Source organism: Mesorhizobium sp. AA22, from assembly GCF_001672375.2.
GTDB lineage: Bacteria > Pseudomonadota > Alphaproteobacteria > Rhizobiales > Rhizobiaceae > Mesorhizobium > Mesorhizobium wenxiniae.
Window position 1 is genome coordinate 1,241,649 of record NZ_CP048406.1, and the last position, 15,720, is coordinate 1,257,368.

16 protein-coding genes are annotated in these 15,720 nt (G+C 63.5%); 15 read left to right on the top strand and 1 reads right to left on the bottom strand.

The genetic code is table 11. The annotated features are described in order from the left end of the window. Positions 1-166 precede the first annotated feature (166 nt). From ruvC to A9K68_RS05940, 6 genes are all read left to right on the top strand, one after another. Complete coding sequence (gene ruvC, locus A9K68_RS05915; RefSeq protein ID WP_065011252.1) at positions 167-679, top strand: crossover junction endodeoxyribonuclease RuvC; 513 nt, start codon at positions 167-169, stop codon at positions 677-679. 56 nt (positions 680-735) lie between these two features. Then, on the top strand, positions 736-1,005 hold the full coding sequence (locus tag A9K68_RS05920) for an AbrB/MazE/SpoVT family DNA-binding domain-containing protein (RefSeq protein ID WP_065011253.1): 270 nt from the start codon (positions 736-738) through the stop codon (positions 1,003-1,005). Beyond that, positions 983-1,402 carry a type II toxin-antitoxin system VapC family toxin gene (locus tag A9K68_RS05925; RefSeq protein WP_065011254.1) on the top strand — a complete coding sequence of 140 codons (420 nt, stop codon included), beginning with the start codon at positions 983-985 and terminating at the stop codon, positions 1,400-1,402. Before A9K68_RS05920 ends, A9K68_RS05925 begins: the two co-directional genes overlap by 23 nt. A gap of 44 nt (positions 1,403-1,446) precedes the next feature. Then, positions 1,447-2,067: a Holliday junction branch migration protein RuvA gene (gene ruvA / locus A9K68_RS05930; RefSeq protein WP_065011255.1), complete on the top strand. Its 621-nt coding sequence runs from the start codon at positions 1,447-1,449 to the stop codon at positions 2,065-2,067. Between the two features lie 43 nt (positions 2,068-2,110). Further along, the gene (ruvB, locus tag A9K68_RS05935) at positions 2,111-3,148 is read left to right on the top strand and encodes a Holliday junction branch migration DNA helicase RuvB (protein ID WP_029348874.1); all 1,038 of its coding nucleotides are present in this window, start codon (positions 2,111-2,113) and stop codon (positions 3,146-3,148) included. Positions 3,149-3,275: 127 nt separating this feature from the next. After that, complete coding sequence (locus A9K68_RS05940) at positions 3,276-4,178, top strand: metallophosphoesterase (RefSeq protein ID WP_065011256.1); 903 nt, start codon at positions 3,276-3,278, stop codon at positions 4,176-4,178. Positions 4,179-4,182: 4 nt separating this feature from the next. Here the strand turns inward: A9K68_RS05940 and A9K68_RS05945 are convergent, their stop codons facing one another. After that, positions 4,183-5,433 carry a cellulase family glycosylhydrolase gene (locus A9K68_RS05945; RefSeq protein WP_065011257.1) on the bottom strand — a complete coding sequence of 417 codons (1,251 nt, stop codon included), beginning with the start codon at positions 5,431-5,433 and terminating at the stop codon, positions 4,183-4,185. Between the two features lie 133 nt (positions 5,434-5,566). Between A9K68_RS05945 and ybgC the strand changes: the two genes are divergently transcribed. The 9 genes from ybgC to ftsH all read left to right on the top strand — a co-directional run bounded on the left by ybgC (position 5,567) and on the right by ftsH (position 15,551). Continuing rightward, on the top strand, positions 5,567-6,040 hold the full coding sequence (ybgC, locus tag A9K68_RS05950) for a tol-pal system-associated acyl-CoA thioesterase (RefSeq protein WP_065011258.1): 474 nt from the start codon (positions 5,567-5,569) through the stop codon (positions 6,038-6,040). A gap of 292 nt (positions 6,041-6,332) precedes the next feature. Continuing rightward, complete coding sequence (tolQ, locus tag A9K68_RS05955; protein ID WP_029348869.1) at positions 6,333-7,043, top strand: protein TolQ; 711 nt, start codon at positions 6,333-6,335, stop codon at positions 7,041-7,043. Positions 7,044-7,052: 9 nt separating this feature from the next. Continuing rightward, positions 7,053-7,511, top strand: coding sequence for a protein TolR (tolR, locus tag A9K68_RS05960; protein ID WP_065011259.1), 459 nt, complete (start codon positions 7,053-7,055; stop codon positions 7,509-7,511). 7 nt (positions 7,512-7,518) lie between these two features. Continuing rightward, positions 7,519-8,676, top strand: a complete 1,158-nt coding sequence (locus A9K68_RS05965) for an energy transducer TonB (RefSeq protein WP_065011260.1) — start codon at positions 7,519-7,521, stop codon at positions 8,674-8,676. Positions 8,677-8,743: 67 nt separating this feature from the next. Beyond that, complete coding sequence (tolB, locus tag A9K68_RS05970) at positions 8,744-10,027, top strand: Tol-Pal system beta propeller repeat protein TolB (RefSeq protein WP_240992820.1); 1,284 nt, start codon at positions 8,744-8,746, stop codon at positions 10,025-10,027. Positions 10,028-10,288: 261 nt separating this feature from the next. After that, a complete protein-coding gene (gene pal, locus A9K68_RS05975; protein ID WP_029348860.1) occupies positions 10,289-10,795 on the top strand; it encodes a peptidoglycan-associated lipoprotein Pal in 507 nt (168 codons plus the stop codon). A 188-nt stretch (positions 10,796-10,983) separates the two neighbouring features. Further along, complete coding sequence (ybgF, locus tag A9K68_RS05980; RefSeq protein ID WP_065011261.1) at positions 10,984-12,096, top strand: tol-pal system protein YbgF; 1,113 nt, start codon at positions 10,984-10,986, stop codon at positions 12,094-12,096. Further along, positions 12,090-13,499 (top strand): tRNA lysidine(34) synthetase TilS, encoded by a 1,410-nt coding sequence (tilS, locus tag A9K68_RS05985; RefSeq protein ID WP_065011262.1) that lies wholly within the window; start codon positions 12,090-12,092, stop codon positions 13,497-13,499. The genes ybgF and tilS overlap by 7 nt, the downstream gene beginning before the upstream one ends. Before the next feature lie 123 nt (positions 13,500-13,622). Beyond that, positions 13,623-15,551, top strand: coding sequence for an ATP-dependent zinc metalloprotease FtsH (gene ftsH, locus A9K68_RS05990; RefSeq protein ID WP_065011263.1), 1,929 nt, complete (start codon positions 13,623-13,625; stop codon positions 15,549-15,551). The last annotated feature ends 169 nt before the right edge of the window (positions 15,552-15,720 follow it).

The window sequence follows — 15,720 nt, forward strand, 5'->3', positions numbered from 1 at the left end:
CCGATTGCACGGACCCAAATGTCCGCTCCGCTTCGGTTCTCGAAAACCACGCCATCTGCCTCGTCAGAGCGAAATCTCAAACAGCCTATGGGACGCTGTGGGAACCCTGTTTCTGGTTTGTTCACATTTCGCTGGCATCGCTGTCCATCAAGGGTAGACTCGGCGAATGGGGGAAACGATTCGCATCATCGGTATCGATCCGGGGCTGAGGCGCACCGGCTGGGGCATCGTCGAAAGCCTCGGCAATTCGCTGCGCTTCGTCGCCTCCGGCACCGTGCGTTCCGACGACAAGGCGGCGCTGGCGACGCGGCTTTGCCAGTTGCATGACGGGCTTGCCGAGATCCTGCATACTGCCATGCCGCACGAGGCGGCGGTCGAGCAGACTTTCGTCAACAAGGATGCGGCCGCGACACTCAAGCTTGGCCAGGCGCGCGGCATTGCTATGCTGGTGCCGGCGCTGGCAGGTCTGGTCGTTGCCGAATATGCGCCCAACGCCGTCAAGAAGGCGGTGATCGGCGTCGGCCATGGCGACAAGAAACAGATCCACATGATGGTCAAGGTGCTGATGCCGAAGGCGACGTTCGACACCGACGATGCCGCCGACGCGCTGGCCATTGCCATCTGCCATGCGCATCATCGGCAGAGTGTTGTCTACAGGTTGGCAGCGCTGGCTGGATAAGTTTGTTCTTGACCTGTTCTCGTGCCGGCAGTAAGTAATACCTGTGAGGTATTACCATGCGAGTAACGACCAAAGGACAGGTGACGATCCCGAAAGAGATACGGGATCGCCTCGGCATCGGCCCAGGCTCGGAGGTGGAGTTCTTGCCCACAGACGACGGCGTTCGTGTAGTTGCGGTCAACGAAAACATTTCCGAAGAAGAGGCCTCTCGCAAATTCAGCCTACTGCTCGATCAAATGGCCGGTACGTTGGATCTGGGAGGAATGACGACGGACGAGTATATGGAGTGGCTGAGGGGTCCACGTGAAGATCTCGACATTGCTTGACACGAATGTCCTGATCGACGTTTGGGGTCCCGCCGGACGGGAGACGAAGTGGTCGGCGTCGGCGATCACCCAATGCCGGCGCGATGGCGCACTCGTCATCAATACAATCGTCTGGTCCGAACTGGCGCCGCTGATAGCGACGGAGGCGGCGCTTCGTAAGGCAGTCGAAATGCTCAAGATGGATCGAGAACTCTTGCCCTGGGAAGCGGCTTTCCTTGCCGGCGTCACGCATTCCCGCTATCGCCGCGCAGGCGGGCTCCGCGAACGAACGCTGCCGGATTTCTTTATTGGAGCCCACGCCGTCGTTTCTGGACATCGGTTGCTGACGCGCGATGCCGCGCGCTACCGCAGCTACTTTCCGGATCTCGACATCATGTCTCCGGAAAACTACCCATGAGGGCCTTGTATCCATGAGAGCCCCTGTACCATGAGGGCCTTGGCATGATCGGCAAGCTAAAAGGCACGCTGGACGAGATCGATGAGGACTTCTGCATCGTCGACGTGCATGGCGTCGGCTATGTCGCCCACTGCTCGGCGCGCACGCTGGCGACGTTGCCGGCGCCTGGTGAGGCGGTGGTGTTGTTCATCGAGACCTATGTCCGTGAGGACATGTTGAGGCTGTACGGTTTCCAGTCGGTTCTGGAGCGCGAATGGTTCCGGCTGCTGATGAGCAATGTACAGGGCGTCGGCGCCAAGGTGGCGCTGGCTATTCTGTCGACGCTGGCGCCGGCCGATCTCGCCAATGCTATCGCGCTGCGCGATATTGCCATGGTCAGCCGCGCACCGGGCGTCGGCAAGAAGGTGGCCGAGCGCATCGTCACCGAACTGAAGAACAAGGCGCCAGCCTATGCGGGCACTGCCTCCGGCACCATCGGCCTGAAGCAGGAACTCGGCGAAGGCGTCGCACCGGCGCCGATCACCGACGCCGTCTCGGCGCTGGTCAATCTCGGCTATTCGCGCGACATCGCCGCCAATGCGGTGGCGGCGGCGCTGAAAAGCGCCGGCGAGGATGCGGATGCATCGAAGCTGATCCGCTTCGGGCTGAAGGAACTGGCGCGGTGAGACTGTGCTTGTCCCGTTCCCTACCCTGTGCAAGGAAAGCGGCATGAGCCTTTCGCCACGCCTCATCGCTCCCGATAAGCGCGGCGAGGATGCCGAGCAAACCTTGCGGCCGCAGACGCTCGGCGATTTTGTCGGCCAGGCGGCGGTGCGGGCCAATCTCAAAGTGTTCATCGAGGCCGCCAAGGGCCGCAGCGAGGCGCTCGACCATGTGCTGTTCGTCGGGCCGCCCGGCCTCGGCAAGACAACGCTGGCGCAGATCATGGCGCGCGAGCTCGGCGTCAATTTCCGCTCGACCTCCGGCCCGGTCATCGCCAAGGCCGGCGATCTCGCAGCACTGCTCACCAATCTCGAAGACCGCGACGTGCTGTTCATCGACGAGATCCACCGGCTCAACCCGGCGGTCGAGGAAATTCTCTATCCGGCGATGGAGGATTTCCAGCTCGACCTGATCATCGGCGAAGGGCCGGCGGCGCGCTCGGTCAAGATCGACCTAGCCCGTTTCACCCTCGTCGCCGCCACCACCCGGCTCGGTCTTCTGACCAATCCGCTGCGCGACCGCTTCGGCATCCCGGTCCGTCTCAATTTCTACTCCGTCGAGGAACTGGAGCAGATCGTGCGGCGCGGCGCCCGCATTCTTGGCATGCCGCTCGGCGACGACGGCGCGCTGGAGATCGCGCGACGCGCGCGTGGCACGCCGCGCATCGCCGGACGGCTGTTGCGCCGCGTGCGCGATTTTGCCTCCGTCGCCGGCGACGGTCATGTCGACCGGCAGATCGCCGACGAAGCGCTGACGCGGCTGGAGGTCGATGCGCTCGGCCTCGACGCGCTCGACCGCCGCTACCTCTCGATGATCGCGCGGAATTTTGGCGGCGGGCCGGTGGGCATCGAGACGATCGCGGCAGGGCTTTCCGAGCCGCGCGACGCCATCGAGGACATCATCGAGCCCTATCTGATCCAGCAGGGATTCATCCAGCGCACGCCGCGCGGCCGCGTGCTGACCGCCAATGCCTGGCGGCATCTCGGCCTCGATGCGCCGAAGGACTTGGCGCAGCAGCAGATCAGCCTGTTCCAGGAAGAGTAGCGTCCGCGCGGCGTTGCGGCTTCATTCCTGCGCAAAATCTCCTAATCCTGGTCAGCTTGCCGGCGCATTTGCGGGCTCTAACGCTTCGCCGTGGGACCGTCCGTCCCACGAACGACGGAGCTGAGCGATGATGACCAGACGTGGCTTCCTGCGCCTCATCGGCGGCTCGTTCTTATCGGCCGTGTCGCTCAGCGCTTATGCGGTTGGCCTTGAGCCGATGTTCTTGACGCATGTAAAGCGCTATTCACTGACGCCGCCAAACTGGCCTGCGGGATTGCGGCTTCGCGTCGTCGCTCTCGCCGATATCCATGCTTGCCGGCCATGGATGACGCCGGAGCGGATTAGGTCGCTTTCGGAACGGGCGAACAGCCTGCAGCCGGATCTGATTGTCCTGCTTGGCGACTATGCAGCCGGCACACGCCTGGTTTCGGACTGGGTGGGTTCCTCCGAATGGGCGCCGGCCTTGTCAGGACTGAAGGCGCCGCTCGGCGTGTGGTCAATCCTTGGCAATCACGACTGGTGGGAGGACCTTTCTGCGCAGAAAGCCGGGGTCGGCCCGACGGTGGCGCGCAGGGCGCTCGAAAGTGCCGGCATCCCGGTCCTGGAAAACGATGCGGTGCGCCTGGAAAAAGACGGGCATGGCTTCTGGGTCGCCGGACTTGCGGACCAACTTGCGCTGCGGCCGGGCAAGGCCTGGGGCCGCAGCAGATTCAAAGGACTGGACGACCTGCATGGCACGCTGGCAAAGGTGTGCGACAAGGCTCCTGTTATCCTGCTGGCGCATGAGCCGGACATATTCCCGAAGGTCCCGTCACGGGTATCGTTGACGCTTTCCGGTCACACCCATGGCGGACAGGTGCGGTTGCTCGGCTATTCTCCAGTCGTGCCATCCCGCTTCGGCAACCGTTTTGCCTATGGCCATGTCGTGGAGGAGAACCGGAACCTGATCGTCTCCGGAGGGCTCGGTTTCAGCATCCTGCCGGTGCGTTTTGGGATGCGCCCAGAGATTCTTTCGATCGAACTGGGTTGATCCGTCAATGAAGTGACTTGACCACGTCCATCACATCCGGCTCGGCCTTTTCGCCGTCAAACGCGTCGACGATGCCGAAGGCGCCGCCATAGCTCCAGACCGACCATGCGAAGCCATGGGCTTCGGCGCGCCCGATCATGTCCCTGACATAGGCAGCACGGTATTCGGCCGGCATCACGTAGGGATTGCCGTATTCCTGGCGAATCATGCCGAATTCGCCGAGCGTGATGTTCTCCGGCTTGATGCCGTTGGCCTTTGCCCAGGCCTCGACCCTGGCGAACGGCGCATCCATCATCCCGAGTAGTTTCTCATTCGTGTCGATGCTCGCAACCTGCTCGTCGAGATAGGCGAGCAGGCCGCTCTGCCGCGCCCATGGCGCCTCGGCCTTGATCCTTGCGCGGATCGTATCGAGCGCTGCCTCCAGCTGGGCGCGCGGGACGGCGCTGAGCGGATAGGGCAGGCCAGTCACATAGGGGATGAAATCGCCGGCCCAGGTCGCGCCCTGATGGGTCAGCAGGAACGGGTCGTAAGAGTGAAAGGTCCAGATGATATTGTCGTCCGGGATCGCCTTCGGATCGATCTTTGCCAGCGATGTCGCATTGGAATAGCAGGCGCCGGTCAGGATCAGGGTGAGCTTCGTGGCCGACGAACGCGCCGCCGCGAACAGTCTCTGCTGGCGCTCCGGCCAGAGGCCAGTGCCGTCGGCGTCGCAGTCGATCACCGGCTCGTTCATCGGCTCGAAAGCGACCTGGCGCGGATCCTCATCGGCCAGCGTGCGGGCCATCCTGCGCACCATTTCGACATAGGCTTCGAAGGTTTTCGGGTCCTCCATCACCTCGCCCATGCCGATCTTGCGGCTGCTGCCGCTGGGGATCAGATGCATGTCGACGACCACTTTCAGCCCGGCGCGATTGACCATGCGCACCGAGTCCAGCACGCTGGCATAGAGCCCGTCGCGCAGCGCTAACGTCTCGCCGGACAGAAATGGCGACGGATCGACCGGCATGCGCAGGAAATCGAAGCCAGCCCTCTTCAGCGCCTTGAGGTCATCGTCATTGAGGAACTTGCGCCACTCGGGATAGGGCAGGATTGCCTGCGGGTCGCTCCATTTGTCCTCGCCAGGCCAGGTCGTCCATTGGTCGAGATTGAGGCCGCGCTTCATCGAAAAGCTCGCTGTCTGGGCCGGCATCACCAGCGCGGCAAGCACGAGTAGCGCCGCCATCAAGGTCTTGATCATCGCCGTCAACACTGCCATCCGGTTCTTGCGCCAAGCCAGTGCGTGTCGCCCAAGAGTGTGTAGCGGTTTTTGGGACAGCGACACGCAAGCAAACAACCACTAAAGTGCGTCGCGCTTTAGGTGCCCAGTCAGGCCCAAAAAGGAAAGCGCAATGGACGATCATGGTGAATCGGCGGCGCTCGGCGCCGGGCTTTCCGGCGCGCTGACGGAATTCGGCCATCGGCTGATGGCGCGGGTCTACTATGCCGACACCGATTTCTCCGGCGTGGTGTATCACGCGCGCTATCTCGAATTCTTCGAGCGCGGCCGCTCCGACTATCTCCGGCTTGCCGGCGTCCATCACACCGAGCTCGCCGAGGGCAAGCATGGCGAAAAAATAATCTGGGTGGTGCGGCGCATGGAGATCGACTTCCGCGGATCTGCCCGTATGGACGACATCTTGACCATCGAGACGCGCACGGAGGACATTTCGGGCGCCCGCATCTTCATGGCGCAGCAGCTGAAACGCGGCGGCGAGGTACTGGTCGAGGCGCGGGTCGAGGCGGCGATCATCGGCGAGAGCGGCCGGCCAAGACGTTTTCCGAAGGAATGGATCGCAACCTTCATGCGCAAGATAAATCGGTAGTTCAAATCGGTAGGTTACTTATGCCGGCGATCCGCGGACGATGCCTGGCGGCTCGCTCAAGGCGCGGCAATGCGCCGCGCTGTACGTCCTAACCCATCCTTAACCATAACGGTTCATGAAGAGAGTGGTGAAGATTGGAGGAATCCAGCGCCTTCCTTTCACCAACATTTGCCCCGAAAAGGCCGTCAACGGTGCATTTTGGGGTTATTCCGCAAGCGTTGCGCGAACCGACCAAAAGGGATGCCCATGGGCCAGCCGCCAGCCGTGCCCGGAAAATCTTAAGGACGTAACCATGGAAAATATCGCACTCGCCGAACCGGGCGCGCATTTGTCGATTTGGGCGCTGTTCATGCAGGCCGGCTGGGTGGTCAAACTGGTCATGATCGGGCTGCTCTGCGCCTCGATCTGGACCTGGGCGATCATCGTCGACAAGCTCGTCGCCTATGGCCGCATGCGGCTCGCGCTCAATCGCTTCGAACAGGTGTTCTGGTCCGGGCAGTCGCTGGAGGAGCTCTACCGCACGCTCGCCGACCGCAAAACGACCGGCATGGGCGCCATCTTCGTCGCCGCCATGCGCGAATGGAAGAAGAGCTTCGAGAAGGGCGCGAAATCGCCGCTTGGCCTGCAGACCCGCATCGACAAGGCGATGGACCTGGCGCTGACCCGCGAAATGGAAAAGCTGGAAGGACGGCTTGGCTTTCTCGCCACCACCGGCTCGGCGGCGCCCTTCATCGGCCTGTTCGGCACCGTGATCGGTATCATGACCTCATTCCAGGCGATCGCCGCATCCAAGAATACCAGCCTGTCGGTGGTCGCACCCGGCATTGCCGAAGCGCTGCTGGCCACGGCAATAGGCCTGCTCGCGGCCATCCCCGCCGTCATCGCCTACAACAAGCTGTCGTCGGACGCGAGCAAGATCGCCGTGCGCATGGAGGGGTTCGCGGACGAGTTCTCCGCCATACTCTCGCGCCAAATCGATGAAAAAGTCGCGCAGAAGACCTGAGGAACAATCATGGGAATGTCTGTAGGCGCGGGTGGCGGGGGACGCGGTGGTCGCGGCCACAGGCGGCGCGGCCGCCATCACGCGATGATATCGGAAATCAACGTCACGCCGATGGTCGACGTGATGCTGGTGCTGCTGATCATCTTCATGGTCGCCGCACCATTGCTGACGGTCGGCGTGCCGATCGACCTGCCGGACACGCAGGCCAAGGCGATGAATGTCGACACGCAGCCGATCACGGTCTCCATCAACTCCGCCGGCCAGATCTATCTCCAGGAGACCGAAATCCCGGTTGAGGAACTGGTGGCGAAGCTGCAGGCGATCTCGAAGACCGGCTATGACGAGCGCATCTTCATCCGCGGCGACAAGTCGACGGACTATGGCACCGCCATGAAGGTGATGGCCCGCATCTCGGCCGCCGGATACAAGAATATCGGCCTGGTTTCACTGCAGGAACAGGATCAATAGACGCAAGATGAGGACCGGCCTCACCACATCGGTGATCTTGCATACGGTCGTGATCGGCTTCGGCCTGTTCACGCTGTCGGCGCCGGCTGCATTGCCGGCGTCCGATGCCGAGTCGCTGGCGGTCGAAATCGTGCCGATGGAAGCGATCGCGCAGATACAGCAGGGCGACAAGAAGGCTGCGGTGAGTGAAAAGCCGGCGCCATTGCCTACCCAGCGCCCGGACATCGTGGCCGACGCGCAGACGGTCGGTGAGAACAGCGTCGATACCGACAAGCCGCCGACGCCGGAACCCAAGCCCCAGCCGGTCGATATGGCTGAGGCGCCGCCGCCCGCGCCGACGCCGAAAGAGAAGCCGAAGCCCGAGGATGTGCCGAAGCCGAAGGAACAGCCCAAGCCTGTTCCGGCGACGGAGGTCGCACCGGTCCCGCAGCCGAAGGAAGAGGTCAAGCCCGAGCCTGTCAAGCAGGCGGAGCCTAAGCCAACACCGGCCAAGGAGCCGGCGCCGACGCCGCCGCACGACAAGACCGCCGCCATCGACCCGCAGCCTGAGGTCAAGCCGGACGCCGTCGCCGAAGCAATAGCGAAAGAGCAGCCCACCGAGACGACGCAGCTTCCGGACTCTGCACCTGCGCCGCAGGCGCGGCCGAAGCCGCAGCCGGCCCAGGCCGAAAGCGCCAAGGCGCCGGAGCGCAAGAACGCCGACAAGCCGGTCAAGGAGGCCTCGTCCAAGCCGAAGTCGGAAGACAAGCAGTTCAACGCCGACGAGATTTCCGCGTTGCTCGACAAGCGGAAGCCGTCCGGCGGCGGCGCCAAGCGTTCAACCCAGCAGGCATCGCTCGGCGGGGACAAGAATCAGGGCCAGAAGCTTTCAAGGTCGGAGCAGGGGGCGTTGGAGGCTCAGCTTGGTGGTTGCTGGACCCTACCGGTAGGGCTCGAGGGTTCCGAGAATTTCATCGTCGTAGTCCGGTTCAACCTCGATGCCTCCGGCAAGCTGGACGGACGGCCATCTGTCGAAAAGTCGAGCGGAAGCCGCCCGTTCGACGAAAGTGCCGTTCGCGCGGTTCAGAAATGCGATGTGGCCGGCCTGCAGGTTCCCGCAGGCAAACAAGACATCTGGGCCGACGTGCGGGTCACGTTCGATCCGAGGGAGATGCTGGGCCTATAGGTCTGGCGCCCGTTGAATCATTGAAGAGAAGCGAGAAGACATGAAATCCATCCTCAAGCCGCTCCTGATGATCGTAGCGATGGCGCTGGGCATGACTGCCGCCGCCACCTTGCCGGCGCGGGCGCTCGTTGAGCTCAACGTCAACAAAGGCAATGTCGAGCCGCTGCCAATCGCCATCACCGATTTCCAGGGCGGCGATGCGTTGGGCGCGGAGATTTCCGGCATCGTCAGCGCAGACCTGAAACGCTCCGGCCTGTTCGCGCCGATCGACAAGAGCGCCTTCATCGAAAAGATCTCCAATCCGGATGCCACGCCCCGCTTCGAGGACTGGAAGGTGATCAATGCCCAGGCGCTGGTCACCGGCAGCGTCAGCAAGGAGGCCGATGGCCGCGTCCGCGCCCAGTACAGGCTGTGGGACACCTTTGCCGGCCAGCAGATGTCGGGCGAGCAGTTCTTCGCCAACGACGCCAATACGAGGCGCGTCGCTCATATCATCGCCGATGCGATCTATGAGCGGCTGACCGGCGAGAAGGGCTATTTCGACACGCGCGTCGTCTTTATCGACGAATCGGGCGCAAAGAACGCGCGCAAGAAGCGCCTCGCCATCATGGACCAGGACGGCGCCAACGTCCGCTATCTGTCGGATGGCAGGTCGATCGTGCTGACCCCGCGCTTCTCGCCAAACCGGCAGGAAATCACTTACATGTCCTACGAAAGCGGCCAGCCGAAGGTCTATCTGCTGCAGATCGAGACCGGGCAGCGCGAACTGGTTGGCGACTTTCCCGGCATGACCTTTGCGCCGCGCTTTTCGCCCGACGGCCAGAAGGTGATCATGAGCCTGCTGCGCGACGACGGCAATTCCAACATCTTCGCCATGGACCTGAGAAGCCGCTCGACGACCAGGCTCACCAATTCGACGGCCATCGACACCTCGCCGTCCTATTCGCCGGATGGCAGCAAGGTGGTGTTCACCTCCGACCGCGGCGGCCGCGCGCAGATCTATGTGATGGGCGCCGACGGTTCGGGCCAGACCCGCATCTCCTTCGGCGACGGCGTCTATTCGACGCCGGTATGGTCGCCGCGCGGCGATCTCATCGCCTTCACCAAGCAGACTGCCGGCGAATTCCAGATCGGCGTCATGCGCGTCGACGGTTCGGGCGAGCGCATCCTTTCAACCGGCTTCCAGCAGGAGGGGCCGACCTGGGCGCCCAACGGGCGGGTGCTGATGTTCTTCCGCGATTCAGCCGGCGGGCCGAAACTCGTTTCGGTCGATCTCACTGGGCGCAACGAGCAGTCGATCCCGACCGCGAATTTCGCGTCGGACCCGGCCTGGTCGCCGCTGCTCGAGTAAGCGAGGAAATGAAGAATTGAAGAGATGGAGACGACGGGATTCCTCAATTCTTCAATTCGCTCCTTTCCACGGCTTGGTCGCGTTTTAGCCGCATTTCCGCCTAGGGTCCGCGCACATGTTGCCCCGTCTGGTGGCCTCTGGCAAAACGGCTGCGGACGGCAGCCGAAACCAAATTTTAACCGTGTTTCTTGAACGCCGGTTAACCCAAACGTGGTTACTGGACGATCAACGAAATCACTCGAATTGCGAAGGAGAGGCGGCATGGGCCGTATCGCAGCACTTACCAGAAACCCGGTGATGATCGCGCTGGTGGCGTCGCTCGCCATTGCCGGTTGCGCCTCGAAGAAGACCCCGAACAGCGCCGCCGATCTCGGTCTCAGCGGCGCCGGGGCGGCAACGCCCGGATCGGCCCAGGACTTCACCGTCAACATCGGCGACCGCATCTTCTTCGATACGGATTCTTCCTCGATCCGCGCCGACGCGCAGACGACGCTTTCGCGACAGGCGCAGTGGCTGAACCAGTATAGGCAGTATGCCATCGTTATCGAAGGCCATGCCGACGAGCGCGGCACGCGCGAATACAATCTGGCGCTCGGCGCCCGCCGTGCCGCCGCCACCCGCGACTTCCTCGTCGCCAGGGGTGTTTCCGCCCAGCGCCTGAAGACCATTTCCTACGGCAAGGAGCGTCCGGTCGCGGTTTGCGACGATATCTCCTGCTGGTCGCAGAACCGCCGCGCCGTCACCACGATCAGCGGCGCCGGTTCTTGATCGGCAGAAATGCAACACATATGTGCGAAAGGCGGCCGCGGCCGCCTTTTTCATGTCCGGCGCCCGGATATGGGACTTGAAACAAAATTTGGCCGAAGTCCTGCGTCCTGCTAAGAGCCGAGGCGCCTGACGGTCCCACTCCGATCGGAAGGCATGCAACAGGCAAACAATTTCACGGCGAGAGGCACATGCATTTCAGATCGGTCTTGAGCGGCACGCTTGCGCTGCTGCTCGTATCAAGCGTCGCCGCACTTGGTGGCGGTACGGGGGCAAGCGGCAACGAGCAACAACCGCCGAAAGGCGGCTTTTCCTTACATTTGCCGAAGATCAACTTGCCCGGCGTTTTCGGCGAAAGAAAGAAACCGGATCAGGTTCAATTCGCCCAGGATGGCACCGGCACTACGGCGCTGGAGGAACAGCTGCGCCAGATGAACGGCAAGATTGAGGAGCTCAACTTCCAGGTGCTGCAGATGCAGGAGCAGATCCGCAAGCAGCAGGAAGACAACGAGTTCCGCTTCCAGCAGCTGGAAGGCGGGTCGCAAGGCGCGCAGCAACCGGCCGAGCAGAAGAAGTCGGACGCCACCACCAACACCGACAGCAGCGTCGCCGAGGCTCCGGCGACGCACGCGCCGGGCGATGCGGGCTCACCGCCCGCCGGCGACCAGAGCGGGGAGGTCATCGTCGAATCGCCGACGGGCGAACCCGGCACGGTGATCCCCGGCACGCCGCCGAAGACGTTCGGCACCATCACCGTCGACAAGAACGGCAATGTGATCGACGCCGACGGCAACACGCAGGCACATGCACCGGTGCAGAACACTGCCCCTGCCACCAGCGACCAAGCCCCCGGTGACCAAGGTGCTGGCACGCAGGCCGGCAAGTCCGACGACACGGTGGTCGCGGCGCTGCCCGCCACCGACGACCCCGAGGAGCTTTACCGCAACTCCTACCAGTTCATCCTGTCGGGCGACTACAGCACTGCCGAACAGGGCTTTCGCGACCACATCGCCCGCTTCCCCAAGAACGCCAAGGCGGCGGACGCGCATTACTGGCTGGGTGAGTCGCTGCTCGGCCAGCAGAAATACCGCGACGCGGCCGAGACGTTCCTCGCCGCCAGCAAGGACTATCCGAAGGCCAAGAAGGCTCCCGACATGCTGCTGAAGCTCGGTGTCTCGCTGGTCGGATTGAATCAGCGCGACGTGGCCTGCGCCACTTTCGGCGAGATCGGTAAGCGCTATCCCAACGTTTCCGGCACGCTCAAGGAACGCGTCAAGCAGGAAAGGGCGCTCGCGGCGTGCTGACGCTAGAAACCGAGCCTGACCCTTCGGTTTTTTCGCAGATCGACTTTACCAACGGCGCTGTTGCGGCCGTGTCCGGCGGCAGCGACTCGACCGCCCTTCTCCTTCTCCTCAAAGATCACCTCGACCGTACCGCGCCCGCAACGAAATTGCTGGCTGTGACGATCGATCACGGTCTGCGGCCGGGCTCGGCAGCGGAAGCGCAAGCCGTGGCCAGGCTTTGCGTCGGGCGCGGCATTGCCCACCGCACCCTGGTCTGGTCCAGGCGCAAGCCGTCGACCGGCCTGCCGGCTGCCGCGCGAGAGGCACGCTACCGGCTGCTGGCCGAGGCAGCGCAGGCGGAAGGTATCGGCCTGGTCCTGACCGGCCACACTGCCGACGACCAGGCCGAGACCGTGCTGATGCGGAAAGCACGCGAGGATGGGGCACGCCAAGATGGGCGAGGTCTCGCCGGCATGGCGCCCGCGACTCTTTACGACTGGCGGATCTGGATCGCACGGCCGCTTCTCGGCACACGGCGGGCGGCGCTGCGCGAAGTCCTGCAGCGCGCGAATGTCGGCTGGGTCGAAGACCCGACCAATGAAGACGAGGCTTTCGAGAGGCCGCGTATCCGCGCGGCACTTGCCGACCGCAATGGTACCCAGCGCGTGGAAGACGCGGTGGCGCTGGCCGCGCGGGCTGCGGTGGAGCGCGAACAGCTTGGCCATCGCGCAGCCGCGCTGATCCGCGGCTTTGCCAGCAGGCCCACCGCCGGCCTTATCCGTCTCGATCCGGGCTTTGCGACGGCCAGCGACGACGCGGCGGCCGTCTATGCGCTGCGCATCCTGCTGGCGACTGTCGGCGGCGTTGCCTTTCTGCCCGACCAGGTTCGCAGCAAGGCGCTGCTCGATCGGCTGAGGGCCGGACCATCTGGCACAACCCCATTTTTCGCGACCCCGTTTTGCGCCACATTGTCGCGGACGGTGGTCGATGCACGGCGTGCCGGCATCTTCCTGCGTCGCGAAACCCGCAACCTGCCGCCCGCTGCTCCTGCCGTGGACAATGCCCTCTGGGACGGCCGCTGGAGGATCACATTGGACGATGAACCAGGTGCATTTTTGATCGCGCCGCTCGGTGCGGCTCGTGCCGCAAAACGGCCAATTGCCGACGACGGCACGCCGCCAAGCCTTGTCCGCGCGGCCCTGGCGGCCGAGCCGGTGCTGTGGCGGGCAAATGAACTTCTTGGCGAATGCCTCGGTTCGGCGCAGGACAGCCAGGTCCTGCCGGGAATGGCGGTATGCCCGGTGGTCGCGCCCTTTGCCCGCTTCCTGCCGTCCTTCGACCTGGCGCCGGCCGGAACGGTCGCCGCGCTGATCGGCGCGGCGCTTCTTCCTGCCACGCCTTTTAGCGGCCACACTGCCAGTTGATCTTGGGCGAAAGCTTAACCGCGACATGCTGTTCTGCTTGGCAAGGGAAGGCGCCATCCCTATGTTAGACCCAAGTTTCCTCTCACGACGCGTGTCCGCCAGCGGACACCAACGGGACAATTGATGAATCCGAATTATCGCAATCTCGCGCTCTGGGCGATCATAGCGGTCCTGCTCATCGCTCTCTTCAATCTGTTCCAGACGCCGCAGACGCGCGGAGCAGCGAGCGATGTCCCCTATTCGCAGTTCCTGCAGGATGTCGCAGCCGGCCGGGTCAAGACGGTGACCATAGCGGGTGCCCGCATCTCGGGCACCTACACCGACACCTCTACCGGCTTCCAGACCTATTCGCCGGGGGATCCGTCGCTGGTTTCGAGACTCCAGGACAAGAACGTCACCATCAACGCGCGCCCCGAATCCGACGGTTCCAATTCGCTGTTCGGCTATCTCATCTCCTGGCTGCCGATGATCCTCATCCTTGGCGTCTGGATATTCTTCATGCGCCAGATGCAGTCCGGCTCCGGCCGCGCCATGGGCTTCGGCAAGTCGAAGGCCAAGCTTTTGACCGAAGCGCATGGCCGCGTCACCTTCCAGGACGTCGCCGGCGTCGACGAAGCCAAGCAAGATCTGGAAGAGATCGTCGAATTCCTGCGTGATCCGCAGAAGTTCCAGCGGCTTGGCGGCAAGATCCCGCGCGGCGTGCTGCTCGTCGGCCCTCCCGGGACCGGCAAGACGCTGCTTGCCCGTTCGGTCGCCGGTGAGGCCAACGTGCCGTTCTTCACCATTTCCGGCTCGGATTTTGTCGAGATGTTCGTCGGCGTTGGCGCCAGCCGCGTCCGCGATATGTTCGACCAGGCCAAGAAGAATGCGCCCTGCATCATCTTCATCGACGAAATCGACGCGGTCGGCCGCCATCGCGGCGCCGGCCTCGGCGGCGGCAACGACGAACGCGAGCAGACGCTGAACCAGTTGCTGGTCGAAATGGACGGCTTCGAATCCAACGAAAGCATCATCCTGATCGCCGCCACCAACCGGCCGGACGTGCTCGACCCGGCGCTGCTCAGGCCCGGCCGTTTCGACCGCCAGGTGGTGGTGCCGAACCCCGACATCGTCGGCCGCGAGAAGATCCTGAAGGTGCATGTGCGCAACGTGCCGCTGGCGCCCAATGTCGACCTCAAGGTGATCGCACGCGGCACGCCGGGCTTTTCCGGCGCCGACCTGATGAACCTCGTCAACGAATCCGCCCTGATGGCGGCGCGGCGTAACAAGCGCCTTGTCACCATGGCCGAGTTCGAGGACGCCAAGGACAAGATCATGATGGGCGCCGAGCGCCGCTCGTCGGCGATGACCCAGGCCGAGAAGGAACTCACCGCCTATCACGAGGCCGGCCACGCCATCCTGGCGCTGAACGTGCCGTCGGCCGATCCGCTGCACAAGGCGACCATCATCCCGCGCGGCCGGGCGCTTGGCATGGTTATGCAACTGCCGGAAGGCGACCGTTATTCGATGAGCTACAAATACATGATCTCGCGCCTCGCCATCATGATGGGTGGCCGCGTCGCCGAGGAGTTCAAGTTCGGCAAGGAGAACATCACCTCTGGCGCCTCCTCGGACATCGAGCAGGCAACCAAGCTGGCGCGCGCCATGGTCACGCGCTGGGGCTTCTCCGACAAGCTCGGCCATGTCGCCTATGGCGATAACCAGGAAGAGGTCTTCCTCGGCCATTCGGTGGCGCGCACGCAGAACGTCTCGGAAGAGACGGCGCAGATCATCGACGCCGAAGTGCGCCGGCTGATCGACGAGGCCTATTCGACGGCGAAATCCATCCTGACCAAGAAGAAGAAGGAATGGATCGCGCTGGCGCAGGGGCTGTTGGAATATGAGACGCTGTCCGGCGAGGAGATCAAGCAGCTGATCGCCGGCCACAAGCCCGCCCGCGATCTCGGCGACGACACGCCACCGAGCCGTGGCTCGGCCGTGCCGAAGTCCGGCAGCCGCCGCAAGAAGGGCCCGGAGCCCGAAGGCGGCATGGAGCCTCAGCCGTCAAGCTAGGGTCCGGCTCAGGAGATTGATTTCGAAAATCGCCGCGGTGTTGATCGCGGCGGTTTCATTTGGAGGGCTGCCAGCAGTCGGTCGCGGCCTGAAAACTCCATCGCTTCACCCAGTGCCGGGGACTTCTCCACATGGGAGGTAGACGCTGAAGGTTTGCGGAGGCCGTGAT